This window comes from Cupriavidus sp. 8B (assembly GCF_054589115.1).
This window is the reverse complement of the sequence record NZ_BAAILO010000404.1, coordinates 87031-113996: the sequence shown is the minus strand read 5'-3', so window position 1 is coordinate 113996 and position 26966 is coordinate 87031. Positions and strand designations below refer to the sequence as shown.

General features: G+C 68.1%; 27 protein-coding genes and 1 pseudogene. 9 read left to right on the top strand and 19 right to left on the bottom strand.

The features are described from left to right. The coding region (locus ACYP5B_RS38260) for a lyase family protein (RefSeq protein WP_459573039.1) at positions 1 to 561 on the top strand (561 nt) is incomplete at its 5' end. 79 nt (positions 562 to 640) lie between these two features. Here ACYP5B_RS38260 and ACYP5B_RS38255 read toward each other — a convergent pair. The 3 genes and pseudogenes from ACYP5B_RS38255 to ACYP5B_RS38245 all read right to left on the bottom strand — a co-directional run. Beyond that, on the bottom strand, positions 641 to 904 hold the full coding sequence (locus ACYP5B_RS38255; protein WP_400102676.1) for a hypothetical protein: 264 nt from the start codon (positions 902 to 904) through the stop codon (positions 641 to 643). 299 nt (positions 905 to 1203) lie between these two features. Beyond that, positions 1204 to 1593: a YfeK family protein gene (locus tag ACYP5B_RS38250; protein ID WP_459573038.1), complete on the bottom strand. Its 390-nt coding sequence runs from the start codon at positions 1591 to 1593 to the stop codon at positions 1204 to 1206. A gap of 152 nt (positions 1594 to 1745) precedes the next feature. Beyond that, positions 1746 to 1937, bottom strand: a pseudogene (locus tag ACYP5B_RS38245) (SDR family oxidoreductase); the annotation flags it as partial. Between the two features lie 206 nt (positions 1938 to 2143). Between ACYP5B_RS38245 and ACYP5B_RS38240 the strand changes: the two are divergent. Continuing rightward, positions 2144 to 3079 (top strand): 2-hydroxyacid dehydrogenase, encoded by a 936-nt coding sequence (locus ACYP5B_RS38240; protein ID WP_400102678.1) that lies wholly within the window; start codon positions 2144 to 2146, stop codon positions 3077 to 3079. A 20-nt stretch (positions 3080 to 3099) separates the two neighbouring features. On the opposite strand, the gene ACYP5B_RS38235 is transcribed toward ACYP5B_RS38240, so the two are convergent. From ACYP5B_RS38235 to ACYP5B_RS38210, 6 genes are all read right to left on the bottom strand, one after another. After that, positions 3100 to 4479: an ATP-binding protein gene (locus ACYP5B_RS38235; RefSeq protein ID WP_459573037.1), complete on the bottom strand. Its 1380-nt coding sequence runs from the start codon at positions 4477 to 4479 to the stop codon at positions 3100 to 3102. After that, positions 4479 to 5177, bottom strand: a complete 699-nt coding sequence (locus ACYP5B_RS38230; protein ID WP_318236209.1) for a response regulator transcription factor — start codon at positions 5175 to 5177, stop codon at positions 4479 to 4481. Before ACYP5B_RS38230 ends, ACYP5B_RS38235 begins: the two co-directional genes overlap by 1 nt. Positions 5178 to 5190: 13 nt before the next feature. Continuing rightward, positions 5191 to 6222 (bottom strand): glucokinase, encoded by a 1032-nt coding sequence (gene glk / locus ACYP5B_RS38225; RefSeq protein ID WP_459573036.1) that lies wholly within the window; start codon positions 6220 to 6222, stop codon positions 5191 to 5193. A gap of 4 nt (positions 6223 to 6226) precedes the next feature. Continuing rightward, positions 6227 to 6907: a 6-phosphogluconolactonase gene (gene pgl, locus ACYP5B_RS38220; protein ID WP_318236211.1), complete on the bottom strand. Its 681-nt coding sequence runs from the start codon at positions 6905 to 6907 to the stop codon at positions 6227 to 6229. Positions 6908 to 6959: 52 nt separating this feature from the next. Next, on the bottom strand, positions 6960 to 8408 hold the full coding sequence (zwf, locus tag ACYP5B_RS38215; RefSeq protein WP_400102682.1) for a glucose-6-phosphate dehydrogenase: 1449 nt from the start codon (positions 8406 to 8408) through the stop codon (positions 6960 to 6962). A gap of 215 nt (positions 8409 to 8623) precedes the next feature. Next, the gene (locus ACYP5B_RS38210) at positions 8624 to 9421 is read right to left on the bottom strand and encodes a PaaX family transcriptional regulator (protein WP_459573035.1); all 798 of its coding nucleotides are present in this window, start codon (positions 9419 to 9421) and stop codon (positions 8624 to 8626) included. A 172-nt stretch (positions 9422 to 9593) separates the two neighbouring features. Between ACYP5B_RS38210 and ACYP5B_RS38205 the strand changes: the two genes are divergently transcribed. Next, positions 9594 to 10394, top strand: coding sequence for a crotonase/enoyl-CoA hydratase family protein (locus ACYP5B_RS38205; RefSeq protein ID WP_459573034.1), 801 nt, complete (start codon positions 9594 to 9596; stop codon positions 10392 to 10394). An 89-nt stretch (positions 10395 to 10483) separates the two neighbouring features. Here ACYP5B_RS38205 and ACYP5B_RS38200 read toward each other — a convergent pair whose 3' ends face one another. Then, the gene (locus ACYP5B_RS38200; protein WP_459573033.1) at positions 10484 to 10705 is read right to left on the bottom strand and encodes an inositol monophosphatase family protein; all 222 of its coding nucleotides are present in this window, start codon (positions 10703 to 10705) and stop codon (positions 10484 to 10486) included. Positions 10706 to 10833: 128 nt separating this feature from the next. Here ACYP5B_RS38200 and ACYP5B_RS38195 point away from each other — a divergent pair, with 128 nt between their 5' ends. The 3 genes from ACYP5B_RS38195 to ACYP5B_RS38185 all read left to right on the top strand — a co-directional run bounded on the left by ACYP5B_RS38195 (position 10834) and on the right by ACYP5B_RS38185 (position 12760). Next, positions 10834 to 11571: a helix-turn-helix domain-containing protein gene (locus ACYP5B_RS38195; RefSeq protein WP_459573032.1), complete on the top strand. Its 738-nt coding sequence runs from the start codon at positions 10834 to 10836 to the stop codon at positions 11569 to 11571. Between the two features lie 100 nt (positions 11572 to 11671). After that, positions 11672 to 11950, top strand: coding sequence for a type II toxin-antitoxin system HicA family toxin (locus ACYP5B_RS38190; RefSeq protein WP_174425730.1), 279 nt, complete (start codon positions 11672 to 11674; stop codon positions 11948 to 11950). A 105-nt stretch (positions 11951 to 12055) separates the two neighbouring features. Then, positions 12056 to 12760 (top strand): glutathione S-transferase N-terminal domain-containing protein, encoded by a 705-nt coding sequence (locus tag ACYP5B_RS38185; RefSeq protein ID WP_459573031.1) that lies wholly within the window; start codon positions 12056 to 12058, stop codon positions 12758 to 12760. 148 nt (positions 12761 to 12908) lie between these two features. Here the strand turns inward: ACYP5B_RS38185 and ACYP5B_RS38180 are convergent, their stop codons facing one another. Further along, positions 12909 to 13616 (bottom strand): HD domain-containing protein, encoded by a 708-nt coding sequence (locus ACYP5B_RS38180; protein WP_400095830.1) that lies wholly within the window; start codon positions 13614 to 13616, stop codon positions 12909 to 12911. Positions 13617 to 13795: 179 nt separating this feature from the next. Between ACYP5B_RS38180 and ACYP5B_RS38175 the strand changes: the two genes are divergently transcribed. Beyond that, entirely contained in the window at positions 13796 to 14761 is a 966-nt protein-coding gene (locus ACYP5B_RS38175; RefSeq protein WP_459573030.1) for a GlxA family transcriptional regulator, read from the top strand. A 50-nt stretch (positions 14762 to 14811) separates the two neighbouring features. Here the strand turns inward: ACYP5B_RS38175 and fusA are convergent, their stop codons facing one another. Next, positions 14812 to 16872, bottom strand: a complete 2061-nt coding sequence (gene fusA, locus ACYP5B_RS38170; RefSeq protein WP_459573029.1) for an elongation factor G — start codon at positions 16870 to 16872, stop codon at positions 14812 to 14814. 628 nt (positions 16873 to 17500) lie between these two features. Between fusA and edd the strand changes: the two genes are divergently transcribed. Beyond that, positions 17501 to 19327, top strand: coding sequence for a phosphogluconate dehydratase (gene edd, locus ACYP5B_RS38165; protein ID WP_459573028.1), 1827 nt, complete (start codon positions 17501 to 17503; stop codon positions 19325 to 19327). 8 nt (positions 19328 to 19335) lie between these two features. On the opposite strand, the gene ACYP5B_RS38160 is transcribed toward edd, so the two are convergent. From ACYP5B_RS38160 to ACYP5B_RS38130, 7 genes are all read right to left on the bottom strand, one after another. Then, positions 19336 to 20475, bottom strand: a complete 1140-nt coding sequence (locus ACYP5B_RS38160; RefSeq protein ID WP_459573027.1) for a porin — start codon at positions 20473 to 20475, stop codon at positions 19336 to 19338. A 196-nt stretch (positions 20476 to 20671) separates the two neighbouring features. Next, a complete protein-coding gene (locus ACYP5B_RS38155; protein ID WP_400095835.1) occupies positions 20672 to 21556 on the bottom strand; it encodes a mechanosensitive ion channel family protein in 885 nt (294 codons plus the stop codon). Positions 21557 to 21602: 46 nt separating this feature from the next. Further along, entirely contained in the window at positions 21603 to 22505 is a 903-nt protein-coding gene (locus ACYP5B_RS38150) for a M20/M25/M40 family metallo-hydrolase (RefSeq protein ID WP_459573026.1), read from the bottom strand. Positions 22506 to 22590: 85 nt separating this feature from the next. Next, positions 22591 to 23169, bottom strand: a complete 579-nt coding sequence (locus ACYP5B_RS38145) for an asparagine synthase-related protein (protein WP_459573025.1) — start codon at positions 23167 to 23169, stop codon at positions 22591 to 22593. A 14-nt stretch (positions 23170 to 23183) separates the two neighbouring features. Beyond that, positions 23184 to 23735, bottom strand: a complete 552-nt coding sequence (locus ACYP5B_RS38140; protein ID WP_459573024.1) for a hypothetical protein — start codon at positions 23733 to 23735, stop codon at positions 23184 to 23186. 371 nt (positions 23736 to 24106) lie between these two features. After that, the gene (locus ACYP5B_RS38135; RefSeq protein ID WP_459573023.1) at positions 24107 to 25360 is read right to left on the bottom strand and encodes an MFS transporter; all 1254 of its coding nucleotides are present in this window, start codon (positions 25358 to 25360) and stop codon (positions 24107 to 24109) included. Positions 25361 to 25536: 176 nt separating this feature from the next. Next, positions 25537 to 26496, bottom strand: coding sequence for a LysR family transcriptional regulator (locus tag ACYP5B_RS38130; RefSeq protein WP_459573022.1), 960 nt, complete (start codon positions 26494 to 26496; stop codon positions 25537 to 25539). Between the two features lie 190 nt (positions 26497 to 26686). Between ACYP5B_RS38130 and ACYP5B_RS38125 the strand changes: the two genes are divergently transcribed. Continuing rightward, positions 26687 to 26966, top strand: a 280-nt coding sequence (locus ACYP5B_RS38125; protein WP_459573021.1) for a TSUP family transporter, incomplete at its 3' end; no start/stop codon positions are given.

The window sequence follows — 26966 nt, the reverse complement described above, 5'->3', positions numbered from 1 at the left end:
TCGGGCGCGCTCAACACCCCGGCGTCGTCCTTCCTGAAAATCGCGCGCGATTTCATGCTGCTCGGCTCCGGCCCGCGCGCGGGCTTTGCCGAACTGATCCTGCCGGCCAACGAACCCGGCTCCTCGATCATGCCGGGCAAGGTCAATCCCACCCAGGCGGAGGCGCTGGCCATGGTGTGCTGCCGGGTGATCGGCAACCACACCACCATCACGCTGGCCAATGGCCTCGGCACGCTCGAGCTCAACGCGTACAAGCCCGTGATCATCTACAGCCTGCTGCAATCGGTCACGCTGCTTGCCGATGCTGCCGCGAGCTTTGCCGAACGCATGGTGGAAGGGGTGCAGGCGCATCGCGAGTGCATCGCCGAGATGCTGGCACGCTCGCTTACGCCCGTGACGGCGCTCAACCCGCACATCGGCTACGACCGCGCGGCCGAGATCGCCAAGCTGGCGATCAAGCGCAATCTGTCGCTGCGCGAGGCGGCGCTCGCCTCGGGACATGTCACGGCAGCCCAGTTCGATGCATGGATCGACCTGAGGGGAATGACCAGGGAGATATGAGGCCGGGACGACGCGCGTGGCGACGACGAGGTGCCGCAATCGCGGCAGGCGCGGCCCAGCCGGACGCTCGGCCCGACGCTTAGCGCTGGCCCATCTCACACACGGCGCAGACGGAAACGGCCGCACCGCAGGTGAAGACCAGCATCACCAGCACCATCAAGGCGTCGACAAAGCTCATGCTGCCGGGCGCAATCACGCTGACCAGGCGCCAGCAGATCCAGGCAATCCAGCCGAGCGCCGCGAGGGTACTGCAGAGCGCCAGGGTTGCGCAGGCGCGGTGCGTCAGCCGGCGCCAGGAGGCGGGAGGGGGAGCGCTTTCGTTATCGGATATGACGGTCTGCATCCGGATTCTCCTTAGCCAAACCTTGCGGCCCGGGCAGAAAATGCCAGGGTCCGCGTCGCATGCGCCTAAGAAGAACCCCGCGCCGCGAGGGGCGCACGGGGCTGTGAGGACGCATTGGGCCGCACTCGGCAATCAGCCTGAGGTACGGCCAGGACTGAAGTATGGTTCGGCGAAAGCCGGTTCGCTATCGGTTGCTCTCTGACAGCGCGCCCGGGCCGGCCTTTGTTGCCGGAAAGCAAAAGCGTACCCGTTTCTGCGTGCCTTCAAACCCACTGCAAATGCAAGAAAGGGGCTCGCGCCTACTTGCCCGCAGCCTTTTGCCGATAGCGCGCCAGTTCGGCGCCTAGCCACGGTGCGCTCTCCACCGGCTGGGCCTGGCCGCACTTGACCAGGTAAGGCTTGCCGCTGACGCTGCTCTTGCTCGCGCCCAGTTCGATAAAGCTCTCGCTGGTGCTGATGGCGCCCTTGTCGGCCAGATAGTCGTACTTCTTTTTGAGGTGCGCAGCCGCGTCTGGCGCGGAATACCAGCTGCCGTTGCGGTTGAACTGGCAATTCGAGCCTGCCAGATAGGCAAAGAGATGGGTGACCTCGGCCTGCGTGGCGGCGGGTGGCGGCGCCGCTGCCGCGGGGGCCATGGGGATCGCCAACGCGGTGGCTAGCAGCAGGGCGGACAGGAGGGCAGGCTTCATTTTCACGGAATCGATAAGTCGCATCCGCTGCATTAGAACGGCATTCCCGCTCCGCTTCAAGGCTTGGCGAGCGGCTGGCCCACCCGCCGCGCAGGCGGAACGCGCCGCCCGAAGCGCAAAGCGTACCCGTTTCTGCGTGGCTATCCGGAGCGTCAGCCGATCGCGCCGCCGCCATCGAGCAGCACCATCGACCCCGTGGCGAAGCCCGTTCCGGCCAGGTAAAGGATGGCCTGCGCAACGTCTTCGGGCTGGCCGATGTGCTGCGCCGGCAAGCGTGCGGCCACGTTTTTTAACATGGCCTCGCGCGCGGCGCCGTCGAGCTTGTCCCACAGCGACGTGGCGATCCATTATGGTCACGGCGCGACGGCAGATCATCCACCCAGGATTGGAAGCACTCTTGGCGGGCATTTGATAATCGAGGGAGCACTAGGGCGCGCCAGCAAGCCCGGCGCGCCGCCGTTACAATGCCGCGGTGCAGCTTAAGTCCCCTCCCGGGACCGCGCGCCCTCCTCCCAGCCGTCGCCGCCGGCCCCAAGACAACCTGCCCATCATGAAGCCGCTCCTGCTCGTCCTCAGCCACGTCAGCGCCCAACATCTGTCCTGGATTGCCGAACAATACGAAGTGCTCTACGCGCCTGACAGCGCGGGCCGTGCCGCGCAGGTCCGGGAGGCCGGCACCCGCGTGCGCGCGGTGCTGACGATCGGCACGGTCGGCCTCACCGCCGCCGAGATCGACGCCATGCCCGCGCTGGAACTGGTGTGCGCGCTGGGCGCGGGGTACGAGAACATTGCCGTGGCCCACGCCCGCGCGCGCGGCATCGTCGTGGCCAACGGTGCCGGCACCAACGACAGTTGCGTGGCGGACCACGCCATGGCGCTGCTGCTAGCCACCGTGCGCGCCATCCCGGTGCTGGACCAGGCCACGCGCGCCGGCAAGTGGCGCACCGCGCTGCCGCTGCGGCCCAACGTGTCGGGCAAGCGCATGGGGATTCTCGGCCTCGGCACCATTGGCCGGCGCATTGCGCAGCGCGGGCTGGGCTTCGACCTGGAGGTGGGCTATCACAACCGGGCCCGGCGCGACGACACGCCGTATCGCTACTTCGACAGCCTCGGCGCGCTGGCCGAATGGGCCGACTACCTGATCATCGCCACGCCCGGCGGCGCGGGCACCCGCCACCTGGTCGACGCCAAGGTACTGGCCCAGCTGGGCCCGGGCGGCTTCGTGGTCAATATCGCGCGGGGCAGCGTGCTCGACACCGCGGCGCTGGCGCACGCCCTGCGCGCCGGCAAGCTCGGCGGCGCCGGCCTTGATGTGTACGAGAGCGAGCCCGAGCCGCCCGCCGAACTGTTCGACTGCCCCAATGTGGTCCTGACCCCGCACGTGGCAGCCAGGTCGCCGGAAGCCATCGACGCTTCGGTGCGGCAGTTCCAGGAAAACAGCCGGCTGCATTTTGCCGGCGAGCCGGTGCTCACGCCGGTAGGCTGAGGACAGGCGCCGCCGCGCGTTCACGCGGCGGGAAACACCACCCGCACGCGCAGCCCGGGCGCCGCGTCTTCCAGCGAGACGTGCGCGCCGTGCGATTGCGCGATCTCCGCCACGATGGCCAGGCCCAGCCCGCTGCCCCCGGTGGGGGCTTCCGGCACCCGATAGAAGCGGTCGAACACGCGCGCGCGCTCGGCGGCGGGAATCCCCGGGCCATCGTCCTGCACGATCAGTTCCGCGCTTTCCGTACCCGATTCTTTTTCGCCCGCGGGAGCCCGCGTGCGGCCAACCAGCACATCGACCCTGCCGCCGGCCGGCACATAGCGCAGCGCATTGTCGACCAGGTTGGTCAACAGGATGCGCAGCGCATCGACGTCGCCACGCACCGTGACCGGGCCGGCACCGGCGTCGGCATCGAGCCCCAGGTCGATGTGGCGATCGAGCGCGGCCTGGGTCATCTCCGCCACCACGCTTTGCGCCAGCGCGCGCAGGTCCACCGGCTCGTGCGCAGGCACTGCCGCGCCGGGCTCCTGGCGCGCCAGCGTCAGCAGCTGGGCCACCATGTGCGTGAGCCGCTCCAGCCCCTGGCGCAGCTTGCCCACGGCCTCCTGCCGCTCTTCGGCCGTATCGGCGCGCTCCACCAACTGAGCCTGCAACTGCAGCGCCGCCAGCGGCGTGCGCAGCGCATGCGCGGCGTCAGCCACGAAGGCACGCTGGGTATCGATGGCGTGCGACAGCCGCGCCAGCAGCTGGTTGAGCGCCTCGGTCAACGGCGCGATCTCGTCCGGCATGCGGCTGACCGCCAGTGGGGACAGGGCGTTGGCGTCACGCTGGCGCACGCCGGCTGCGATCTCGTGCAAGGGCCGCAGGGCGCGTCCCACGGCCACCCACACCAGCCAGCCGATCAGCGGCAGCAGCAACAGCAAGGGCGCCACGGTGCGCAGCGCCATGCGCGCGGCCACCTCGCTGCGCGCCGACATGGGCTGGGCGATCTGCACCACGCCGAGCCCGAGCTGCACGCTGTAGATCCGCCATTCGCCCTGCGCTGTCTTGACGTTGGAAAATCCCAGTTCGGCGCGCGGCGGCAGCGCGGGATGCGCGTGCGACAGATACAGGCTGCGGCCGGAGCCATCCCAGATATGGATCACCACGTCTTCGTCGGCATGGAACAAGCTGTCGCTAGGCGAGCCCGGCGCACCGGGCGACTCCTGTTGCACGAAAGGCGGCATCACCGGATCGGCAAACTGGCTGGGCAGCGCGGCGGCCACCTGCTTCATCTGGTAGTCGAACAGTGCGTTGGCTTCCTGCCGTGCCTGCCCGTAGATCAGCGCAGTGGCAATGGCGATGCCGGCCAGCAGGCCCAGCGCCAGCCACCACAGCAGGGTTCTCTGGATGGAACGCATCAGCCCGCGCTCCCGGCCTCGAGCTTGGGCACCACATAGCCCACGCCACGGATATTGCGGATCAGCGCCGCGCCGAATTTCTTGCGCAGCGCGTGGATGTAGACCTCCACCGTGTTGCTGCCGACTTCATCGCCCCAGCCGTACAGGCGCTCCTCCAGTTGCGCCACCGACCACACCTTGCCAGGGCGTGCCAGCAGCGCCGAGAGCAAGCCGAACTCGCGCGCCGACAGGCGCACCGGCTCGCCGTCGAGGGTGACCTCGCGGGTCACGGGATTGATCACGATGCCGCCGTAGCGCAGCAGCGGCTCCGCCCGGCCTTCGGCGCGGCGCACCAGCGCATGCATGCGCGCGGCCAGTTCCTGCAGGTCGAAGGGCTTGACGAGGTAGTCGTCGGCGCCGGCGTTCAGCCCGGCCACGCGATCGGCCACGGCGTCGCGCGCGGTCAGGATCAGCACTGGCGTATTCACGCCGCGCGCGCGCAGCGCGGCGAGCACCTCCAGCCCGGAGCGGCGCGGCAGGCCCAGATCGAGCAGGATCAGCGCGTAGCAGGCATCGCCTTCCGGGCCGCCCGACTGCGCGGCCGCGGCAAGGCCGGCCTCGCCGTCCTGCACCCAGTCCACCGCGAAGCCTTCCTGGCGCAGCGCCAGCTTCACGCTATCGCCGATCATGGCGTCGTCTTCCACCAGCAACACTCGCATGGTCAGGTCCGGGTCAGGCAGGTTTGGGTTGGTTGACCGGGTTGGCTCGGCTGGCATCAGCGCCATCGACGCCATGCGTGATCGCTTCCTCCAGCGCCTGCGCGAGTCCGGGCAGCGCTGGGTACTCCGCGTTGATCACGTAGACCGGCAGGATTTCCAGGTACGCGCTCATCCGCCCCTTGGCGGTAAAGCGCGCGTTGAACGCGGAGTTGCGCAGCGCGGGCACGAAGCGCGGCACGATGCCGCCGCCCAGGTACACGCCGCCACGCGCACCCAGTACCAGCGCAATGTCGGCCGCCACGGAACCCAGCAAGCCGCAAAACACCGCGAGCGCGCGCTCGCAGAGCGGGTCGTGCCGGTGGATCGCGCCTTCGGTTACCTCTGCCGGCTCGAGCTGGCGCGCCAGGGGCGTACCCGTTTCTGCGTGCAACGCGGCATGCGTCAACGACAGCCCCATGCCCGACAAAAGACGCTCGGCGGAGACACGGCCGAAGGCCTGATGGGCCGCGCGCCACGCGGTCCATTCGTCTTCGGTTTCCGGCATCAGCTCGATATGGCCACCCTCGCCGGCCAGCGCCACGGCCGGCCCGGAGCGCGCGGGCACCAGCCCGGACACGCCCAGGCCGGTGCCCGGCCCGACCAGCGCGAGCGGCGCGCCGGCCATGGCCGTGCCCTGGCGCAGCGGCGTCAGGTCCTGCGCGCCGAGGTGGGGCAAACCCAGCGCCAGCGCGGTGAAATCGTTGATGGCCAGCAGCAGGTCCAGGCCGAGCGAGCGCTGCATCTGCGAGATGGAGAACGCCCAGGCGTGATTGGTCAGCTTGACGCGATCGCCGGTCACCGGGTTCGCCAGGCCGACGGCCGCGTAGCGCGGCCTCGCACTACCGGCCGGCAAACCGCCGAGGTAATGCTGCATGGCGGCCTCGAGCGAGGGGAAATCGGCCACCTTGAACGCCGTCACCGGGCCGATGCGCTGCGGCGCGGCCTCCAGCGCGAAGCGCACATTGGTGCCGCCGACATCGCCCAGCAGGCGTGGAAAGTTCTTCATGGCATCAAGCCGAGAAGACATCGGTGCCGTGCCGGTGCCGGCTCAGCACCAGGCTGACGGGCAGCGCCGGGGTGGGCCCCTTGCAGGCGCGCGCGAACACCGCCGTCTTGACCGGCCCCGCGAACGACAGGAAGACGCGCTCGGCAGCCAGCAGCGCGGCCAGGTTCAGCGTGACGCGCGCGTGCGGCGCCTCGCGTGGATGCGTGACCAGGTAGCCCGGCTGCGGCTCGGCAAGGGCCTGCTGCAACTCGGGCGCCTCGGGAAACAGCGAGGCGGTATGGCCATCCTCGCCCATGCCCAGCACGATCACGTCGGGCTGGCGCCAGGCCGCGTTCAGCCGGGCCACCGCGCTGGCCGGGTCGGCCACTTCGGCGGCATCGGCCACCAGCGGCACGAAGGCCGCCTTGCCCGCCGCCTCGCGCAGCAGGTGGCGGCGCACCAGCGCGCCGTTGCTGTCGTCATGGTCGGGCGGCACCACGCGCTCGTCGACCAGCGTGATGGTGACCGCTTCCCAGCGGATGGTGCGATGGCGCAGGCGCTCGAACATCGGCACCGGCGAGCGCCCGCCGGACACCGCCAGCACCGCCCAGCCGCGTACGCCAATGGCGATCTCCAGCGCGTGGGCTACCGAGATCGCCATCGCTTCGGCCAGGTCCGCCTCGGAGGTATGTTCGTAGCGTCGCATGGGCAGAGTCTCCTGTTCGAATGAGGGTCAATCAATGATCGGCGGGCGCGGCCTACACCTCTTCGTGCCAGAGCGAGCCGTCGCGCGACATCAGCGCGGATGAGGCGGCCGGCCCCCAGGTGCCGGCCGTATACGGCTTGGGTGGCACGGTGCTGTCCGCCCAGGTATCCAGGATAGGTTCGACCCAGCGCCAGGCCTGCGCCTGCTCGTCGCGCCGCACGAACAACCCGAGGCGGCCGCGGATGACATCGAGCAGCAAGCGCTCGTAGGCCCCCGCGCGGCGCACCTTGAAGGAGTTGGCGAAGTCCAGGTCGAGCGAGGTACCCGTGAGCGCCACAGTATCGCCGGGCTGCTTGACCAGGAAATACAGGCGGATGCTCTCCTCGGGCTGCAGCCGGATCACCAGCCGGTTCTGCGGCGACAAGGTCAGCGGGCGCGGGAAGATGGCGTGCGGCACATCGCGGAAGTGGATGACGATCTCCGCCACGCGCGACTGCATGCGCTTGCCGGTGCGCAGGTAGAACGGCACGCCGGACCAGCGCCAGTTGGCGATCTCCGCCTTGATCGCGACAAAGGTCTCGGTATGGCTGTCGGGCGCGATGCCCTTCTCGTCCAGGTAGCCCACCACTGGCTTGCCGCCCACGGCGCCGGCCCGGTACTGCCCGCGCACGGTCTTCTCGGCCACGTCCTGCGGCGTGATGGGCTTGAGCGCCTTGAGGATCTTGATCTTCTCGTCGCGGATCGCGTCCTCGGACAGGCTGGTGGGCGGCTCCATCGCCACCATGCACAGCAGTTGCAACAGGTGGTTCTGCACCATGTCGCGCAGCGCGCCGGTGTTGTCGTAGAACTCGCCGCGCGTTTCCACGCCAAGCTCCTCGGCGATGGTGATCTGCACGTCCTGCACCCACTCGCGGCGCCACAGCGGCTCGAACAGCGCGTTGCCGAAGCGGATCGCCATCAGGTTCTGCACCGACTCCTTGCCCAGATAGTGGTCGATCCGGTAGATCTGGTCTTCGGCGAAGTACTGCGCCACGGCCGAGTTGATCGCATCGGACGAATGCAGGTCATGCCCGAGCGGCTTCTCCAGGACGATGCGGACATTGGGATGATTGAGCCCGGTGCGCGCGAGCTGCTCGCAGATGGGCACAAAGATATGCGGCCCGGTGGCGAGATAGCACACCACCACCTCGGGCGAGCGCTGCAGCACCTTGGCCGCCAGCGCGTCGAAGTGCTCGGGCACGCGGGCGTCCGCCTGCACATAGCTGACGCGCGCAAGGAAGGTGGCCCAGGCTTCGGGCGGCGCATGCTCTAGGCCCGGACGCACGCTCTGCTCCAGCGAGCCGACGTAGTCTTCGGTGGAAAGGGGATGGCTGCCGGTGGCGAGAATGCGGGCGTTGGGATGAAGCAAGCCCGCGCGGTGTGCATCGAACAGCGCCGGCAGCAGCTTGCGCCGCGCCAGGTCCCCGGTGCCGCCGAACAGCACCATGTCGAAATCGGGCATGCTCACCCTGTACTCCTTGTCTTGGCCAACGTGAGTGCGGCGCAAGGGCCCAGCGGGGCCCGCGGGGTTCCAGGAACACCTGCGCGCGTCACTTTACTGAGTGCCGCGGTGCGCCGCATAAGTTCCGGCCAGTTTAGTTGAGTCGCTGCCGCTTGGCGAGGCATGGAACGCTTGCGCCGCTCGGCGCGGCGCCGGAGGTTTGCCGCCTGCGCGCGCTAGCCGACCAGCAGTTCCACCCACAGGCCGCGGGCCTGGAGCTGGTAGGCGCGCGTGGCGTCGATCAGGGCGCGGCGCGGCGCCGGGTCCATGATGGCCTCGGGCAGCAGGGGATCGCGCACGATGGCGCGGATGATGGCGCGGCCCACCAGCATGGCTTCGCGCGCAGCGGCATCCGGCGCCATGCGCGCCAGCTTGGCCTGGCTGCGCTCGAGTTGCGCCAGCGCGCGGCGGTACGCGGATTGCAGCGCCGGCACGTCCCACAACCGGGCCATGCGCGCCGCGGCATCGGCATCGAACTCGCGGCCGACAAAGAGCAGGCTGGCGCTGGCCATCCCGAGCCGGGACAGCGCGGCGCGCATGGCCGGCGCGCCGCCGGCGAGATTGTCCGGGCGCACGTTGATGCCGGCGGCCAGCACCCGGAAGCCGGACAACGACAGCGCGCGCGCATGATGGCGCCAGGCGGTCTTCTCGCTGCGCGCCACGGCGGCGTCCTGCACCACCAGCCAGTCGCCGGCCCAGTGCCCCAGCCGGCTCTCCTTTTCAAACCAGTGCTCGACCTCGTCGTAGACCGGATTGCCTTCCGGCAGCACCGCGTAGCAGCCACGCTCCGTCTTGACGATGCGGCCCTGGCGCTGCAGGCGCGTCAGCGCCACCCGCACGCTTGGCGTGCCGATGCCCATCACCTCGGCGCCGCGCGCCAGCGCCTGCACTGGCAGGGTGCGCTCCGGATGGCCGAAGAGCAGGTCCAGGACCAGATCGGTCGCCGAGGGCTCGCGGATCTCTATTTCATGCATGGGTCGAAAGCGGGGGGCAACGTGGGCGGTAAAGGATGCCGCGAAGGGTAAACCAGAAATATTTCTTTTCTTGGCATAAATATATCATTCGATGAAATATTTATGCATGTGGAAAAACACCTAGAAAGCACCCGATTCACCCCTGCCAGGCGCAGGCACCGAGGACGCGAGCATGGATAGTAAGCCCAGTCAGCCCAGCCATTATGTCAGGACCGAGACCTCCGGCCCGGTCTTCACCATCATTCTGGACCGCGCCGACAAGCGCAACGCCGTGGACGGCCCGATGGCGCTGGCGCTGCGCCAGGCATTCACACGGTTCGAATCCGACCCGGCGCTGCGCGTGGCCGTGCTATGGGGCGCCGGCGGGCATTTCTGCGGCGGCGCCGACCTGTCAGCGGTGGGAGACCCGGCGCGCCGTCACGAGCTCGATCCGCACGGCGGCGGCGCGGGCCCGATGGGCCCCAGCCGCATGGCACTGTCCAAGCCGCTGATTGCCGCGGTCAGCGGCTATGCGGTAGCGGGCGGGCTGGAGTTGGCGCTGCTGGCGGACCTGCGCGTGGCCGAGCGCGATGCGGTCTTTGGCGTGTTCTGCCGGCGCTGGGGCGTGCCGCTGATCGACGGCGGCACGGTGAGGCTGCCGCGCATCATCGGCATGGGCCGCGCGCTCGACATGATCCTGAGCGGCCGCGCGGTGCCCGCCGACGAAGCGCTTGCCATGGGACTGGCCAACCGCGTGGTCGAACCCGGCCAGGCCCGCGCCGCGGCCGAGGGGCTGGCGCATGAGCTGGCCGCCTTCCCGCAGCGCTGCATGCTGGCGGACCGGGCCTCCGCCTACGGGCAATGGGACCTGCCGCTGGCCGACGCGCTGCGGGCCGAAGGCGCCAACGGCACGCCGATCGTGTTCGAGGAGGGCCTTGCGGGCGCCGCCCGCTTTGTCGGGGGCGCCGGCCGGCATGGCGATTTCTCCGGCTAGGCAGGCATCGGCAGCGGGGCAAACACGCCCCGATTCGGCAAAGCGTACCCGTTTCTGCGTAGCCAAACGGGTAAGCAGTGGCAGCTGAATCAGCCCTGTCCCGCCAACGCCGAACTCAACCCACCATGCATGGCCGGCCCGGCGGCCACCATCCCCTGGCACCCCCACGCGAACGGCTTGCCATCCAGCGCGGTCACCACGCCACCCGCTTCGGTCACCAGCAAAACGCCAGGCAACCAATCGTAGTAATCCTGCCCGCACTCCCGGTACGCATCGAGCGCGCCGCCGGCAACCCATCCACCACCAGGCACAGCGCAATGGTCCAGCCGGGCATGCCTCTCAGGTAATGCAATGCACGGTGGGAGCAGCCAGTCTAGGCACTTGCCGCATTGCCAGCTAACGATAGAATGCCAACATATATTCGAAACGGGCCAAGCCGATGTCGCTCCGAGAAGTCCGCCCGATCACGCATGAAGCCGCCCGGGAACAGGTGCCGCATGCGCACGCCGAGGGCCAGCTGTTTTCCGTGAAATCCGGCGTGGTCAGCATCGAGGCCGGTGGCGGGCGCTGGCTGATGCCGACCGGCTGCACCGGCTGGGTGCCGCCGTATGCATCGCACGGGGCGCGCATCCATGGCTCGATGACAGGGATGAGCCTGTATTTCGACGAGGCGTGGAGCCGCGCCGCCATGCCGGCCACGCTCAAAGTGGTCCGCCTGTCGCCCCTGCTCGTCGCGCTGCTCGACACGCTGGCGCAAGGCGAGCCGCCGGCCGGGCCGATACGCGAGCATTACCTGGCGGTCCTTGCCGATGCCTTTACCCGCCAGCCAGCGCAAACGCTGTTCCTGCCCATGCCGCAGGAGCCGCGCCTGCTGCGCATGGCCACCGCCTTGCTGGCGAGCCCGGACGACAACACCGACCTGGACGGCTGGGCGGCGCGCATCGGCATGGCGCGCCGCACGCTGACCCGCCACTTCCAGGCCGACACCGGCTGGAGCCTGGCGCAATGGCGCCAACAGTTGCGCATGCTGGCGGCCATGGAGCGGCTGGTGGCTGGCGAAAGCGTCACTACCGTGGCGCTCGGCCTGGGCTACGCCAGCGTCAGCAGCTTCATTGCCTTGTTCCGCCGTTACACCGGCACCACGCCGCGTGCCTACCTGGCGATGGGCAAGGACTGATCGCAGGGCGGGCGCGCAGGGCTTGCGCGGGTGCAGCAAGCGCCAACCCACCCGCTCTTGTATGCTACGGCTATTGCCGCCGAACAAGCCTGACCGCGCCATGAGCCACAAATCCCGCAGCCTCCTGCAGTCGATCTTCAGCCACCCGCTCAGCAACAACATCCACTGGCGCGAGGTGGAGTCACTGCTGCAGCAACTCGGCGCGAAGGTGGAGCCGATCCAGGGCGCCCGCTTCCGGGTGGTGCTCAACGAGTACGAGTTCTACCTGCATCACCCGCACCATGGCAATGTCTGCGCCAAGCAAGAGATCAAGCACCTGCGCGATTGCCTTGTTGCCGCCGGCGTGAGCCCTCCCGACGGCGACGACAAGCCGAAGTGACCCGGCGCTTGCCCAGGCAAGCGCCGCGGCGAACACCGGCGCGGCGATCCTCATCGGCCGGCAAGGCCAGGCACTGCCCCAGCCCATCCATCCCTACGGATTTCCATGACCAATCTTTCCGCATTCCTCGTTACCAACAAATGGCCCGCCTTGCGCCCGGACCGGATCCAGCTCTATTCGCTGCCCACGCCAAATGGCGTCAAGGTCTCGATCATGCTCGAGGAGACCGGCCTGCCGTACGAGCCGCACCTGGTGCGCTTCGACGCCAATGACCAGTACACGCCGGAATTCCTGTCGATCAGCCCCAACAACAAGATTCCCGCCATCCTCGATCCGAGCGGCCCCGGCGACCAGCCGCTGGCCCTGTTCGAGTCCGGCGCGATCCTGCTCTACCTCGCCGACAAGAGCGGCAAGCTCATCCCGCAAGATCCCGCCGGCCGCTACGAGACCATCCAGTGGCTGATGTTCCAGATGGGCGGCATCGGGCCGATGTTCGGGCAACTTGGATTCTTCAACAAATTCGCCGGCAAGGAATACGAGGACAAGCGCCCGCGCGACCGCTATGTCGCCGAAGCCAAGCGGCTGCTGGCGGTGCTGAACGGCCGCCTCGCGGACCGCGCCTGGATCATGGGCGACACCTACACCATCGCCGACATCGCGACCTTCCCCTGGGTGCGCAACCTGATCGGGTTCTACGAGGCCGGAGAGCTGGTCGGCATCCAGGACTTCCCCCATGTCACACGCGCGCTCGAGGCCTTCCTGGCGCGTCCCGCGGTGGCCAAGGGCCTGGATATCCCGAAGCGCGTCTAGACCAGCCCGGAGCAACGCCAGTGCCGCTGATTCAGTTTGATGCCCTTGCCGCCGCGCTGCCGGGCAGCCACGGCACGCTGGTGATCGTCGACGTCTGACCCTATCTGCACGCGCGCGCGACAAAGCCGTCCCGCACGCGTTGCATCGCTCAGCTGTCCTTGCCGCCGGCCGCGCCGTGGCAACCGCAGCCGGCTTGATGGCCGTGCCCCCCGCGGCTGTCGTCCCACGCCGACCCCAGAATGATCTGGCAGAAGTTCAGGCGCTGGTAGGTGGGGTCGCGCAGCGCCAGCACATCGGCCTTGACGTTGCCAAAGGTGGTCTCCGGCTTGTGGATCGTGCCGTGGGCGAACGCATCGATGATGTCGTTCTTGAACGTGGTCTCGCGCGGATGCGCCGCCACCACCTGGATGCGTTGCGCCTCGCTGAACTCGTCGTAGGCGAGGCCCAGCACATCCATCTCCACACCGGCCGTCACCAGCGCCACCACCGGCTTCATATGCTCGGGCACGCCCGGCGTGGTATGCAGCGCGATCGACGCCCACACCTGCTCGATATCGTAGTCGTTCGCGCCATGCTGCAGGAGGAAGTCGCGCGCCGCATTGGCGCCGTCGACCTCGAAGCGGTTCGTCTTGCTGCTGTAGGCATCGACCAGCCCCATGTCATGGAACATGGCGCCGACATACAGCAGTTCCGGGTCATAGATCAGGCCCTTGCGCTGCCCGGCCAGCGCGCCGAACAGGAACACGCGGCGCGAGTGGTGGTACAGCAGGTCGGGCTCGGTATCGCGCACCAGTTCGGTGGCGGCGCGCGCCATCGCGCTATCGGGTATCTTGATGCCTGCAATCGTGGTTGTCATGTGGGCTCCTGGGTATGCGTTGCCATGCTGTTTCGATGGAACCCAGTATTGGCCAATCCCATTGCGCGGACAACGAAGACGGACCGTCCAACACTGCCAACCATGCAGCGTCTTCTGCCATGACCCACAGGCAGGGAGTCAGGAGTCAAATGCACCACGTTTCTCAATAAGGCACATCGATGCAAACCGTCGCGATCGCGATCTTTCCCGGCGTGCAGGCGCTCGATGTCGCCGGCCCCGTCGATGTCTTCGCGGAAGCCAACCGTTTCCTGGCACCGCAGGACCACTACGAAGTTGCCTTGCTTGGTGCCACGGCGGGCACCCTGCGGGCATCCAACGGCATGAAGCTCGTGGTGGATGAAACGTTTGAGCGTGCTGCGCCTCGCTTCAGCCTGGCCTTGGTGGCAGGCGGCCCCGCGCTGGCCGAAGCTGCGCCGGACCCGCGCCTGGCGCACTGGCTCGCGGCCGTCGCCGCGCATTGCGACCGTTACGGCTCGATCTGCACGGGCGCATTCGCGCTGGGCCATGCCGGCCTGTTGGACGGACGCCATGTCACCACGCACTGGCAGCACGCGCAGCAACTCGCCGAGCAGTTCCCCAAGGCCCATGTCGATTTCGACCGGATCTACCTGCGCGACGACCGCCTCGTCACGTCGGCCGGCGTGACCGCTGGCATCGACCTGTCGCTGGCACTGGTGGCGCAGGACCACGGCCCGCGCGTTGCGCTCGCGGTCGCCAAGCGGCTGGTAGTGTTCGCGCAACGCCAGGGCGGCCAGTCGCAGTTCAGCCCCTACCTGAGCGCGCCGGCGGATGACGCCTCGCCGGTGGCCAAGGTGCAGGCGCACGTGATGGCGCACATCCGCGAGCGGTATGCCGTGCGGCAGCTCGCCGAGGTGGCCGGCATGAGCGCGCGCAACTTTGCCCGCGTGTTCGTGCAGGAGACCGGTGTCACGCCGCATGAATTCATCGAGCGCGCGCGTGTGGACGCGGCGCGCCAGTTGCTGGAGAGCAGCGGCGCCGCGCTCAAGGCGGTGGCGTGGGACTGCGGGTTTGGCACGGCGGAGCGCATGCGCATTGTCTTCGCGAAGCGCCTCGGCGTGACGCCGATGCAGTATCGCGAGCGGTTTCGCCGCGCGCCGCGCTAAAAAAAGCGGGCACCCACGCGGTGCCCGCCCGATTGCAGCTGCCGTCAATCTCAGCCAGCCATCTCCACCACCGCCGCGGCAGGTGCCGCGGCATAGTGATCGAACTGCATGGCAAAGCTGGCACGGCCCGAGGTCAGCGCGCGCAAGCTGCCGATATAGCCAAACATGCTGGCCAGCGGCACATGCGCCTGGACCACCGTGGTGTTGCCGCCACCGCGTTGCGATTGCCCGCGCACCATGCCCCGGCGCCGGTGGATATCGCCGATGACGTCGCCCACATGATCGGCGGGCGTCACCACTTCCACGCTCATCACTGGCTCCAGCACCACGGGCGCAGCCTGCCGCGCGGCTTCACGGAAGGCGGACGCTGCCGCGGTCTCGAAGGCCAGGGCCGAGGAGTCGCGCTCGTGATAACTGCCGTCCAGCAAGGTCGCCTGGAAATCCACCACCGGGTACCCCGCGAGCACGCCCTGCGCGGCCGCGCGCCGGATGCCGGCTTCCACCGCCGGGACGAACTCGCGCGGCACCGCGCCACCGCTGATGCGGCTCTCGAACCGAACGCCCTCGCCACGCGCCAGTGGCTCGACGCGCAGCACCACCTCCGCGTACTGCCCCGGGCCGCCGCTCTGCTTGCGATGCAGGTAGCGTGCATCAGCGGCACGGGTCAGCGTCTCGCGATACGCCACCTGTGGGCGCCCCACGGTGACTTCCACATGAAAGCGCGTACGCAGCTTCTCCAGCGTGACCTCCAGTTGCAGCTCACCCATGCCGGACAGCAGCGTCTGCCCGCTCTCCGGATCCTGGCGCAGGCGCAGGCTCGGATCTTCCTGCACCAGCACTTGCAAGCCACGCGACAGGCCGGCCTGGTCGGACTGGCTCTTCGGCTCGATGGCGACGTCGATCACTGGCTCGGGCGTGTCGATGGACTCCAGCACCATGGGATGCGCGGGATCGGTCAACGTGTCGCCGGTGACGGTGGCCTTGAGTCCCGCTATCGCCACGATGTCGCCCGCCACGGCAACCTCCAGCTCCTGCTTGCGGTCCGCGTGCATCTCGTACAGCCTTGCCACGCGTTCGCGCTTGCCACTGCCGGCGTTGAGCACGGTGTCGCCGGCGGCGAGCCGCCCGCGATACACGCGCACGAACGTCAGCGTGCCGTGCGCGTCGTGCACGACCTTGAAGGCGAGCGCCACCAGCGGCTGGCCCGCGTCCGCGCTCACTTCATGACGGTCCACCTCGCCAGGGGCCGGCAGGTAGGCTGTCACCGCATCGAGCAAGGGCTCCACGCCCTTGTTCTTGAAGGCGGAGCCCGCCAGCACGGGCACCACGGCACCGCTGATGGTCGCGCGCCGGATGGCTGCGCGCAGTGCCTCCTCGGCCGGCTCGCGGCCCGCCAGATAGTCTTCCAGCAAGGCATCGTCCTGCTCGGCCAGCGTTTCCAGCAAGCGCTGGCGCCACGCCGCGGCCGACTCCGCCAGCGCCTGCGGCACGGCATCGGTCACGTAGCCTGTACCGCCCGAGCCGCCTTGCCATAGCAGGGCCTGCATGGTCACGAGATCGACTATGCCGGTGAAATCGCCTTCGCTGCCGATCGGCAATTGCAGCACCAGCGGCACCACGCCGAGGCGCTCCTCGATCATGCCGACCACGCGCAGGAAGTCCGCACCGGTGCGATCCAGCTTGTTGATGAAGGCGAGGCGCGGCACGCGGTAGTGGTCCGCCAGGCGCCAGTTGGTCTCCGTCTGCGGCTCCACGCCGGCCACGCCGTCGAACACCACCACGGCGCCGTCGAGCACGCGCAGCGAGCGGTTCACCTCGATATTGAAATCGATGTGCCCCGGGGTATCGATCAGGTTGACCTGGTGGCCGCGCCAGAACACGGTGGTGGCCGCGCTGTTGATGGTGATGCCGCGCGCCTGCTCCTGCGGATCGAAATCCATGGTGGCGGCGCCGTCATGCACCTCGCCCAGCCGGTGGCTGGCGCCGGTGTAGAACAGGATGCGTTCCGAGGTGGTGGTCTTGCCCGCGTCGACGTGGGCGATGATGCCGATGTTCCTGAGTTTCCTGCTTTCCTTCCTGCTTTCCTTCCTGCTTTCTTTTCTGCTTTCCATGATGGGCTGCCTGAATGCAAACACCCTGGCGGGTGCGTGCCTGCCAGGGTGTTTGTGGTCCCTGGGAGGCGATCTGCGAGGCCTCCCGGACTGCATGTGCAGCCAGGAGGCTATGGGATCGCTTGCGAGGCGGCGCCGGCATGCCGCATGCGGCACGCAATGGTCTCGGTGACTACGCCAGACGACGCCGTTACCGCACCAAGGGACGAGCGCAAGCTCCCGTTCCCTTGGCCGGTTTGAATCGTGGCAATCAACTTGTCGTAAGTACGCATGGCGTGTCAGATGGTGGCGAATCAAAAAAAACAAAACCCCGGAGGGCCTGCGGGCCGTCCGGGGTTGGCGATGTTCTGATCTCGTCGTTCCCGGAACCGGCCTTGCAGCCTTCCGGGCGGGACGCTCGGAAGACTAGACGTGAATGGCCAGCAGCACGCGTTCACCGTAAGGTGCCGCGGCAAACGCTGCGATGGCGAGGCGTTGCGCTGCTTGCTTCATGTCGTTTGAACTCCAGAGAATGGAGCGCAGTCTAGCACTTGTAGACAGAACGTGCAGCGCGCCATACTTGCACCAACCGTGCACCTCGCCGCAAAGTGCACTAGGCTGAAAAGAGCATCCCACGCAGGAGATCCCCATGCCAAGCCACCCAGTCCTGGAACGGGTCACCGCCCGCATCAAAGCGCGCAGCGCCGCCACCCGCCAGTCCTACATGGATCGCACCCGCGCCATGGCGGGCCAGAAGGTGGAACGCGCGCAGCTCTCATGTACCAACCTGGCGCACGCCGTGGCGGCCATGCCCGAGCAGGCCAAGATCCGCCTTAAGGCGCAGGAGCGCCCCAACCTCGCCATCGTCTCCTCGTACAACGACATGCTGTCGGCGCACCAGCCCCTGGCCGAGTATCCCCAATGGCTCAAGGAGGCCGCTCTGGAAGCCGGCGGCACCGCGCAGTTCGCCGGCGGCACGCCGGCCATGTGCGATGGCGTGACGCAGGGCCAGGACGGCATGGATCTCTCGCTGTTCTCGCGCGACGTGATCGCGCTGGCCACCGCGGTGGCCCTGTCGCACCAGATGTTCGACGGCGCGCTGTACCTCGGCGTGTGCGACAAGATCGTGCCGGGGCTGGTGATGGGCGCGCTGTCGTTCGGCCACCTGCCGGCCATCTTCGTGCCCGGCGGGCCGATGACCACCGGCATGGGAAACGAGGAAAAGGCCCGCGTGCGCCAGCGCTATGCCGAGGGCAAGCTTAGCCGCGCGGAGTTGCTGGAGGCGGAGAGCAAGTCCTACCACGGCCCCGGCACCTGCACCTTCTACGGCACCGCCAACTCCAACCAGATGCTGATGGAGATCATGGGCCTGCACCTGCCCGGCACCGCCTTCGTCAATCCCAACACGCCGCTGCGCGAAGCACTCACGCGCGAATCCGCGCGCCAGGCGCTACGCCTGGTGCATGGCGGCGATCGCTATACGCCGGTGGCGGACGTGCTCGACGAGCACGCCTTCGTCAACGGCATCGTCGGCCTGCTGGCCACCGGCGGCTCCACCAACCATACGTTGCACCTGGTGGCGATGGCGCGCACCGCGGGCATCGTGCTGGGCTGGGACGATTTTGCCGAACTCTCGGAAGTGGTGCCGCTGCTGGCGCGCGTGTATCCGAACGGCAGCGCGGATGTGAACCAGTTCCAGGCGGCCGGCGGGCTGGGGCTGGTGATTCGCGGCCTGCTGCAGCTTGGCCTGCTGCACGACGACGTCACCACCGTGGTGGGCAAGGGCCTGGCCGATTACACGCGCGAGCCGGTGCTGCGCGATGGCAAGCTCACCTGGATCGACGGGCCCGAAGCGCCGCTGGACGACAGCATCGTGCGCGCCGCCGGCCAGCCCTTCGCGCCGGAAGGCGGCATCAAGCTGCTCGACGGCAATATCGGCCGTGCCGTGCTGAAGATCTCGGCGGTCAAGCCCGAGCACCACATCGTGGAGGCCCCGGCGATGGTATTCCACTCGCAGGATGCGCTGATCGAAGCCTTCAAGCGCGGGGAACTGGAGCGGGACTTTATCGCGGTGCTGCCATGGCAAGGTCCGGCCGCCTGCGGCATGCCGGAGCTGCACAAGCTCACGCCCACGCTGACCGTGCTGCAGGACCGCGGCTTCCACGTGGCGCTGGTGACTGACGGGCGCATGTCCGGCGCGTCGGGCAAGGTGCCGGCCGCCATCCATGTGTGCCCCGAGGCGTTGAGCGGCGGCGGGATCGCCCGCGTGCGCGATGGCGACCCGATGCGCGTGGACGCGCATGCGGGCGTGCTCGCGGTGCTGGTGCCGCAAGCGCAGTGGGCCGCGCGCTCGGTGACGCCGCCCGATCTCAGCGCCAACCGGCACGGCGTGGGGCGCGACCTGTTTGCCAATTTCCGGCGCCACGTCAGCACGGCGGAGGCCGGGGCCTGCTCGCTGTTCGCGGAGGAGGGCTGAAGCGCGGCTCAGAAACTATGGCTGATGCCGGCACCGAACCCGGTGCCGCCGCTGGCGTACCGGCTGTGGCGATAGGACACCGCGCCATACAGCGTGGTGCGTTTCGATAGCGCATAGTCCAGCCCGCTGGTGACGTAGCCGGTCACGCCCGCCGTGCCGTAGCCCTGGAAATCGCGCGCGCCCGAGAGCTTCAGCGTATAGGCGCCCACGCGCCAGTTGACGCCAAGCGTGGCGGCGCTGCGCTTGGCGCTGGCGTCGCCAAGGAAGGCCTGGCTCGCGGCGCTCAGATGGGTCTGGCTGTATGAGGCCATCAGCCGCACCTTGGTGAACGCATAGGCCAGTCCGGCGAACCACGTGCTGTCGTACGCCGCATTGCGCTCCGCCGTCAGCATGGCCGACCAGGGCCCGGCATCGTAGTTGAGCGAGGCCGCCAGGGGCCGCGTGCGGTCCCGGTTGCCGGCGGCGTCCGGCGTTTCGTTCTTCTCCACGCCTGCGGATACGTGCACGTGCATCCCGCCCCATTTCGGCGAGTCGTAGAACACGCCGTTGTTCAGGCGCGAGTATTCGCCCGCGGGTCCGTTGTGATACGGATCGGTGCGATACGACGGGTGGTACACGAACCACGCCACGGAGCTCACGCGGTTGAAGTTGTCCCAGCTGTCGTACTGCCAGTCGTATTGCCACATCGGCGTCAGCGCGCGGCCAAAGCGCAGATCGCCATAAGGCGACTGGATGCCAACGGTGGATTCGCCCTGGAAATGCGGCGTGGCGCCGCTGGCTTCAAGCCGGCCGTCGCCCATGTCGAAGCGCGTTTGCAGGTTCAGGGTAGCGGCCCAGCCGGGCGCCAGGGCTTCGCTGCCGCGCAATCCGATAAAGCTGCGCTGCATGGTGCCGAGCTGAATTGGCTGGCCGGGCGCGGGACGAAAGATGCCGACGTCGGCAAACCCATAGAGCGTGAGGCTGCCCTGCGCGTGCACCAACGGCGCGGCGGGGGCGAGCACAGCGGCGCAGGCCAGCGCAGGCAGGCACCGCGCGAGCGTTGCGCGTGGCGCGCAAGCGGGGATGCCTTTATTGGCGGGAGGGACTGTGCGCAAGGTACGCGGCTTCCGGGCGATGGGGTTCAGTTCGAGCTTGTGTGCAGACAGCAAATCCAGTTCCAGAGATTGAAGACATGCCGTGTTCCGCAGCGTGGCGCAGCGGGACGCGGATACCGGTGAAAAACCCAAAGGGGCGAAAGAGATAGAAAGATAGAAGAGGCCAACGGCGGCGCAAGGGCGCGCCAGAGACAGGATCGCCGCCGGGGTGCTTGCGCAGCGCGGCGGCGGTAGCGAAGAGGTTGGTTCGTCAGCTCAAGCGATGCGCGGGATTGGGCACAACGGGCGCAGCCGCTTGCGCGTCCTCGGGCACGCGCCATTCCCGCACCGGCACGGCGATGGCGCAGCCGGCGGCTTCGAGCACCTGCTTGATGCGGTGGTAGAAGGCGAAGCGCACGTTCCAGTAATCCCCGGCGGCAAGCCAGCAGCGCACGTTGAGCGTAACGCCCTGCGCGGCATAGTTGACCACCATGACCTCGGAGGCCGGGTCCGCCAGGACGCGGTCCTCGGCCGCGAGCATGGCGCGCAACGCGTCGAGCGCGGCCTGGATGTCGGCGCCGAAGGTGACCGTGACTTCGATGTCGAGCCGGCGGGTGGGGTTCTCGCTGTAGTTGGTGATGGCACTGCCCCAGATCTTGCCGTTGGGCACGCGCAGGCAAACCCCGTCGAAGGTGGTTAGCTCGGTCATGAACAAGCCGGTCTCTCGAACGGTGCCGGCCACGCCCTGCGCATCGATGTACTGGCCCACGCGAAACGGCCGCAGCAGCACCAGCATGATGCCCGCGGCAATGTTCTGCAGCGTGCCTTGCAACGCCAGGCCGATGGCCAGGCCGGCCGCGCCGAGCATGGCGATGATGCTGGCGGTCTGCACGCCGAATTGCGACAGCACCAGCACCACCGTGATCACGCGCACGATCCACTGCGTGACGCTGGCCAGCATCGGGCGCAAGGTGGCGTCCACGCTCGGGCGGTCGAACGCGCGCAGCACCGCGGCGCGGCCGCGCCCGGAGAGCCACCAGCCCAGGATCAGGATCAGCACGGCAGCGATGCAGTTCAGGCCTTGCTGCACCACCAGTTGCAACAGGTAGGCCCAGGCTGCTTCGAGCTTGTGGGGCTCGGTGAAATTCAGGTTCATGGATTTGGCTCCGGCGATGAGTGTGGAAAGGCTGGACATGCGCGGCTCAGGACGTTGCGTCGGCGCGGCGGCGGTGCACCAGTTCCCCGGCATCCGGCAGCGGTGTTTCGCTGCGCGCCAGTTGGCCCGAATCGAGCTGGTGCGAGAAGCCGGCCACCGAGCCCATGCGGCGCTGGCGGTCCTCCGGCAAGGTAGGTCCGCTCTGAATATAGACGGTGAGCAATTCCGCAAGGTGCACCAGCACGGACAAGCGGGTGCGCTCGTAGCCATGCGAGGCGTCGGTGCCGAAGCAAAGCAACGCGGTACGCACATCGTGCCCGGCACTCACCGCCGCGCCCGCGTCTGAATGGTAGAAGCGGAACACGTCCCGATGGCTCGGAATACCGTGCTCGTCGCACAGGCGCAGCAAGCGGCGCGTGAGGTGGTCATCGTGGGGGCCGGCCGAGTCCATCAGCGCAATGGTCACGCCGTTCTCGCTCGCGCCCTGCCCCGGCGCGACCGGCCCGATGTCGATGCCGACCACTTCGCTGACGTCATCCTCGATCACCGCGGTCGCGCCCGAACCAACTTCTTCGGTGAGTGTAAACACCGCGTGACAATCCATCGGCACCGGCGCGCCGCTCTCGCGCACGGCCTTGAGCGCGGCCAGGACGGCGGCGACTCCGGCCTTGTTGTCAAGATGGCGCGAGACGATAAAGCCGTTGTCGAGGAGCTCGGGGTTGGCATCGAAGGCGACGAAATCGCTCACCTGTATACCGAGTTGATCGAGTTCGCGCAGCGTGGCGCGGATGGTGCCGCGCCGGGTGAGCTGGTACGGAATGTCCAGGCTGTCGAGCACGCGCGCGGTGTAATGCACGATCTCGCCGGTCAGTCCGGCGGGGCTGGGAATGGCGAGCAACTCCAGCAACGTGGCCTTGAGGTAAAGCGAGTCGATCTTCAGTGTCTGCATGCGGACGGGTTCATGGTTCGGTTCGAAAAAAATCCAGGAAGAGGTTGGTACGCTCGTGAAGAGGTTGGTACGCACGGGTGTCGCGTCAGTGATAGCCGCCGAAGACTTCGTCGGCGCCCTGCCCGCTCTGCACCACACAGCTGTGTTTCGCCACCGCAGCCGAGAGCAGGTAGAAGGCCACGCAGTCGTGGCTCACCGTCGGCTCGCTCATGGCGTCGATGGCGTCGGGCAGCGCGCTCAGCAAATCGGCTGCCGGGATCATCATCTTCTCGTGGTGGGTGCCAAAGTGGTTGGCCACCAGGTCGGCGTAGTGGAACTCGTCGCCGGCCTCGCCGCCTACGGTTTCGAAGCCGATGGCATAGGTGCGCTGGTCGGGCGTACCCGTTTCTGCGAGCAATCCGGTGATCAGGCTGGAGCCCACGCCGCCCGACAACAGCACGCCCAGCGGCACGTCCGCCACGGTGCGGCGGCGCACGGCGGCGCGCAGCGCCGTGAGGGTGAGATCGCGCCAGGCTTCGAAGGGCCGCACGATGTCCGCTGCGCTCGGGCCGAAATCAAGCCGCCACCAGGCGTGGGTCTCGGTGCGGCCAACGGGCTGCACCACCATGCGGGTGGCGGGCGGCAGCTTGCGCACGCCTTGCTGGATGGTGTGGGGCGCAGGCACCACGGCGTGCAGGCTCAGGTAGTGATGCAGCGCGACGGGATCGAGCGTGGTGTCGACATGCCCCCGGCCAGCAGCGCCGGCAGCGTGGAGGCAAAGCGCAGGCGCTGCGCGGTCTGCGAGTAGTAAAGCGGCTTGATGCCGAGGCGGCCGCGCACCAGGTGCGTGACGCCGGAATCGCGCTCCCACAGGGCAAAGGCGAACATGCCGGCAAAGCGGTCGAGCGCAGCCGGGCCCCAGGCATGCCAGGCCTTGGGAATGACTTCCGTGTCCCCCGTGGAGGCGAAGCGATAGCCTTTGCCGGCGAGTTCCTGGCGCAGTTCATGGTGGTTGTAGATAGCGCCGTTGAACACGACGCCCAGGCCCAGGTCGTTGTCGACGAAGGGCTGGTGCGCGCGCTGCGACAAATCCATGATGCGCAGCCGGCGATGGCCGAACGCGCGGGCGCCCAGGCCGAACAGGCCCTCTCCATCCGGGCCGCGCCTGGCCTGGTCGCGGGTCATATCGGCAACGGCGTGCAGGTCGGCCATGACCTGATCGAAACGTAGTTCTCCGGCAATGCCACACATGTTTAGCCACTCTCCTGTCACTGGCGGTGTCGGGGTCCGCCCGCGACGGCCCGACTTGATGTCAGACGATCACCTACAGTTGATTGAAATTGAGGATAAGTTCAGGACAAATGACAGGGGAATTGGTTTCCCCGGGGTGTGCAGCGAGAGCCGGGTGAATCGGCGCCAGCCCTTAGTGGGCAAGGGCTAGCCCCGATTGAAAAAAAAATTTCGCCGGAGTGGTCTTTGGGGTACTTTTGGTGGAGGGGGGGTCGTGCGGAACCCGGGCGCGGGGCACGCAGAATTGGGTACGCTTTTGGTGCGCGAGAAGATCGGGCGCCGCACCCGGCAGGTGCTCGGACCGGCCGGGTTCGACAATACGCAGGCAATGCTCAGGCCGTGACGGGATGATCGTGCAGGCGGTCGCGCGAGGCCAGCGAGGGAAACAGGCGCATCCACACCACTACCACCAGCAGCGTGCCGATACCGCCAAGCAACACCGCGCCAACCGGCCCGAACAGCGCGGCCGTCACGCCGGACTCGAACTCCCCAAGTTGGTTGGACGCGCCGATAAAGACCGAATTGACAGCGCCCACACGCCCGCGCATGTCGTCGGGCGTATCGAGCTGGACCAGCGTGGAGCGCACCACCACGCTGATCATGTCGGAGGCGCCAAGCATGACCAGCGCCGCCATCGACAGCGGCAGCCAGTGCGAGATGCCGAACACCATCGTCGCCGCGCCGAAGACAGCCACGGCACCGAACATGACGCGACCCACGCGGCGGTTCATCGGATGGTGGGCCAGCCACAGCGCGGTCGCCAGCGCGCCGATGGCGGGCGACGAGCGCAGCAGGCCCAGGCCCCAGGGGCCGGTATGAAGGATGTCGCGCGCGTAGATGGGCAGCAGCGCGGTGGCGCCGCCCAGGAGCACGGCAAAGAGATCCAGCGAAATCGCGCCAAGCAGCACCGGCCGGCTGCGGATATACGAAAAACCCGCGAACAGCGTGGCGATGCTGACCGGCGTGGTCAGCCGCTGCGCGGCCTGGCGCAGCTTGAGCGCGGTGACCAGGCAGGCCGCCACGGCGAACAGCGTAGCGCTGATGGCGTAGACCACGCCCGGGCCGGCCACGTAGGCGAAGCCGCCCAGCGCGGGGCCAATGATGATGGCCGTCTGCGTGGCGGAGCTGGACAGCGCCACCGCGCGGGGAAACTGGCGCGGCGTGACCACGCTGGGCAGCAGCGCCTGCAGGGTTGGCGTCTCAAAGGCACGGGTGGCGCCCATCAGGGCGACGAAGACGAAGATGTGATCGCGCGAGATCCAGCCCGACAGGCTCGCCACCGCCATCGACACCGCGATCAGCGCTTCCAGCGTCTGGCAGGTGCGCACGATCAGGCGCCGGTCGAAGCGGTCGGCCACATGGCCGGACATCAGCAGCAGCATCACCGAGGGCAGGAATTGCACCAGGCCCACCATGCCGAGCATGAACGGGTCGCGGGTGAGGTCGTAGACCTGCCAGCCTACCGCCACCGTAAAGATCTGGTAGCCGATGGTGGTGCACAGGCGGGCAAACCAGAACAGCCGAAATGAAGGATCGCGAAAAACTGAATCCGGCTCGGGGGCCGGAACGGAAGCAGGGGTCGACATGGATGGCGGTGATGACGGGACGGGCGGCGGGGCAAAGCTGGGACGCATTCTATCCGAGCCCTGCGATGTATGCAGCCGCATGCATCACCTGGCCAGCCCTTCCATGTATCAACAATGATGCAATGCCCCTGCCGGGAAGGCACGCACCGCAAGTTCAAGAATGCGCCAAGGTGCTTTCAGCGCCGAAAGCGGGCAAAAACGTGGGCATGCCGCGCACGTTCTCGATCCAGGCCTCGCTGGCTTATTGCGGCGACAGCGACGCGCGCAGGCTGTCGGCCAGCGCCGCGGTGGCTGGCGCCGCGGCGCGACAGCAGCAGTACGCGGGTATCGCAGCCGGCATCGGCCAGCGGTACGCAGCGCACGCCCGGCGGCGCCATGCCGCCGAGCGAAGCCGGCACCAAGGCCACGCCAAACCCGGCCTCCACCAGCGCCAGCTGCGACAGCTTGCGCGAGATCGCTGCCGCCGCGCGCGGATAGAAGCCGTGCTCCAGGCAGCACTGCGCCACGCGCTGGCTCAGGCCGCCCCGGTCCGGATGCGGCAGCGACACGAAGGCCTCCTCCCGCAAGCGCGCCAGCGCCACGCTTTCCTCGTGCGCGAGCGGATGCGCGCTGCTCACCGCCAGCGCCAGGCGTTCCGTGTAGAGAGGATCCACGTCGACACCAGGCAGCCGGCGCAGCAGCGGCTCGCGCGCCAGGCCCAGGTCGGCGCGGCCTTCTTCGATCTCCATCGCCTGCTGTTCGCTGGACGCCTGCGAGATCTCGAAACGTATTCCCGGATGCCTAGCCTGGTACTCGCGCAGCACCGCCGTGCAGGCCGGCGTCAGCGGCACCGAGCTGGAATGCAGCAGGCGCACCGCGCCTTGCTCGCCGCGCTCGACCTGGCGCGCCTGCGCCGAGGCCTCGGTCAGCTCGGCCAGGATGCGGCGCGCCGCTTCCAGGAAGGCGCGGCCGGCCGGCGTGGTCTCCACATGGCGCGGCTTGCGCACCAGTAGCACCACTTGCAGCATGCCCTCCATCTCCTTGATCTGCCGGCTCAGCGCCGACTGCGCGATAAAGAGCCGCTCGGCGGCCAGGCTGAAGCTGCCGGCATCGACGATTTCAACGAAGTAGCGTAGCTGCTTGAGGGACGGACTCATTGAATGGGAGGGCTCATGGGACGGATGGGCTGGCATCGGCCTGGATCGTGCGCGCAGTGTGCCATGGCGCGCACGCCGCGCCCAGCGCGCTGCCATGCCGCTTTGCGATGGATCGCGGGGCGCTTTGATATTGGTCCGCGGCAGCATGCGTCCCTATGCTGTGGGGCACGCAACCCTGACGCCAAACTCCGTGGACCTGCCCCCCCTGCTGTCCGATGTTTCCTTGCCCACCTACCTCGCCATGTGCGTGGCGGTTGCCGGCGCCTATGTGATCTTCGGCATGGCGGGCTTCGGCACCGCGCTGGTGGCCGGGCCGCTGCTGGCCTACCTGATGCCGGTGAGCCAGATCGTGCCGCTGCTGGCGCTGATGGACTGCACGGCCGCCGCCTTTGCCTTGCTGCGCGATGGCCGCGCCGCCGACCGCGCCGAGCTTGGCCGGCTGCTGCCCTGCATGCTGGCGGGCAGCCTGG

Bases quoted from the DNA above. Each gene is read 5' to 3' on its own strand.
- ACYP5B_RS38195 (WP_459573032.1), top strand. From the start codon at position 10,834: ATGTCGCTCCGAGAAGTCCGCCCGATCACGCATGAAGCCGCCCGGGAA.
- ACYP5B_RS38255 (WP_400102676.1), bottom strand. From the start codon at position 904: ATGCAGACCGTCATATCCGATAACGAAAGCGCTCCCCCTCCCGCCTCC.
- ACYP5B_RS38135 (WP_459573023.1), bottom strand. From the start codon at position 25,360: ATGTCGACCCCTGCTTCCGTTCCGGCCCCCGAGCCGGATTCAGTTTTT.
- ACYP5B_RS38230 (WP_318236209.1), bottom strand. From the start codon at position 5,177: ATGCGAGTGTTGCTGGTGGAAGACGACGCCATGATCGGCGATAGCGTG.
- ACYP5B_RS38130 (WP_459573022.1), bottom strand. From the start codon at position 26,496: ATGAGTCCGTCCCTCAAGCAGCTACGCTACTTCGTTGAAATCGTCGAT.
- ACYP5B_RS38240 (WP_400102678.1), top strand. From the start codon at position 2,144: ATGAAGCCGCTCCTGCTCGTCCTCAGCCACGTCAGCGCCCAACATCTG.
- fusA (WP_459573029.1), bottom strand. From the start codon at position 16,872: ATGGAAAGCAGAAAAGAAAGCAGGAAGGAAAGCAGGAAGGAAAGCAGG.
- glk (WP_459573036.1), bottom strand. From the start codon at position 6,222: ATGAAGAACTTTCCACGCCTGCTGGGCGATGTCGGCGGCACCAATGTG.
- ACYP5B_RS38175 (WP_459573030.1), top strand. From the start codon at position 13,796: ATGCAAACCGTCGCGATCGCGATCTTTCCCGGCGTGCAGGCGCTCGAT.
- pgl (WP_318236211.1), bottom strand. From the start codon at position 6,907: ATGCGACGCTACGAACATACCTCCGAGGCGGACCTGGCCGAAGCGATG.
- ACYP5B_RS38150 (WP_459573026.1), bottom strand. From the start codon at position 22,505: ATGCAGACACTGAAGATCGACTCGCTTTACCTCAAGGCCACGTTGCTG.
- edd (WP_459573028.1), top strand. From the start codon at position 17,501: ATGCCAAGCCACCCAGTCCTGGAACGGGTCACCGCCCGCATCAAAGCG.
- ACYP5B_RS38210 (WP_459573035.1), bottom strand. From the start codon at position 9,421: ATGCATGAAATAGAGATCCGCGAGCCCTCGGCGACCGATCTGGTCCTG.
- ACYP5B_RS38140 (WP_459573024.1), bottom strand. From the start codon at position 23,735: ATGTGTGGCATTGCCGGAGAACTACGTTTCGATCAGGTCATGGCCGAC.
- ACYP5B_RS38190 (WP_174425730.1), top strand. From the start codon at position 11,672: ATGAGCCACAAATCCCGCAGCCTCCTGCAGTCGATCTTCAGCCACCCG.
- ACYP5B_RS38235 (WP_459573037.1), bottom strand. From the start codon at position 4,479: ATGCGTTCCATCCAGAGAACCCTGCTGTGGTGGCTGGCGCTGGGCCTG.
- ACYP5B_RS38250 (WP_459573038.1), bottom strand. From the start codon at position 1,593: ATGAAGCCTGCCCTCCTGTCCGCCCTGCTGCTAGCCACCGCGTTGGCG.
- zwf (WP_400102682.1), bottom strand. From the start codon at position 8,408: ATGCCCGATTTCGACATGGTGCTGTTCGGCGGCACCGGGGACCTGGCG.
- ACYP5B_RS38205 (WP_459573034.1), top strand. From the start codon at position 9,594: ATGGATAGTAAGCCCAGTCAGCCCAGCCATTATGTCAGGACCGAGACC.
- ACYP5B_RS38180 (WP_400095830.1), bottom strand. From the start codon at position 13,616: ATGACAACCACGATTGCAGGCATCAAGATACCCGATAGCGCGATGGCG.
- ACYP5B_RS38155 (WP_400095835.1), bottom strand. From the start codon at position 21,556: ATGAACCTGAATTTCACCGAGCCCCACAAGCTCGAAGCAGCCTGGGCC.
- ACYP5B_RS38185 (WP_459573031.1), top strand. From the start codon at position 12,056: ATGACCAATCTTTCCGCATTCCTCGTTACCAACAAATGGCCCGCCTTG.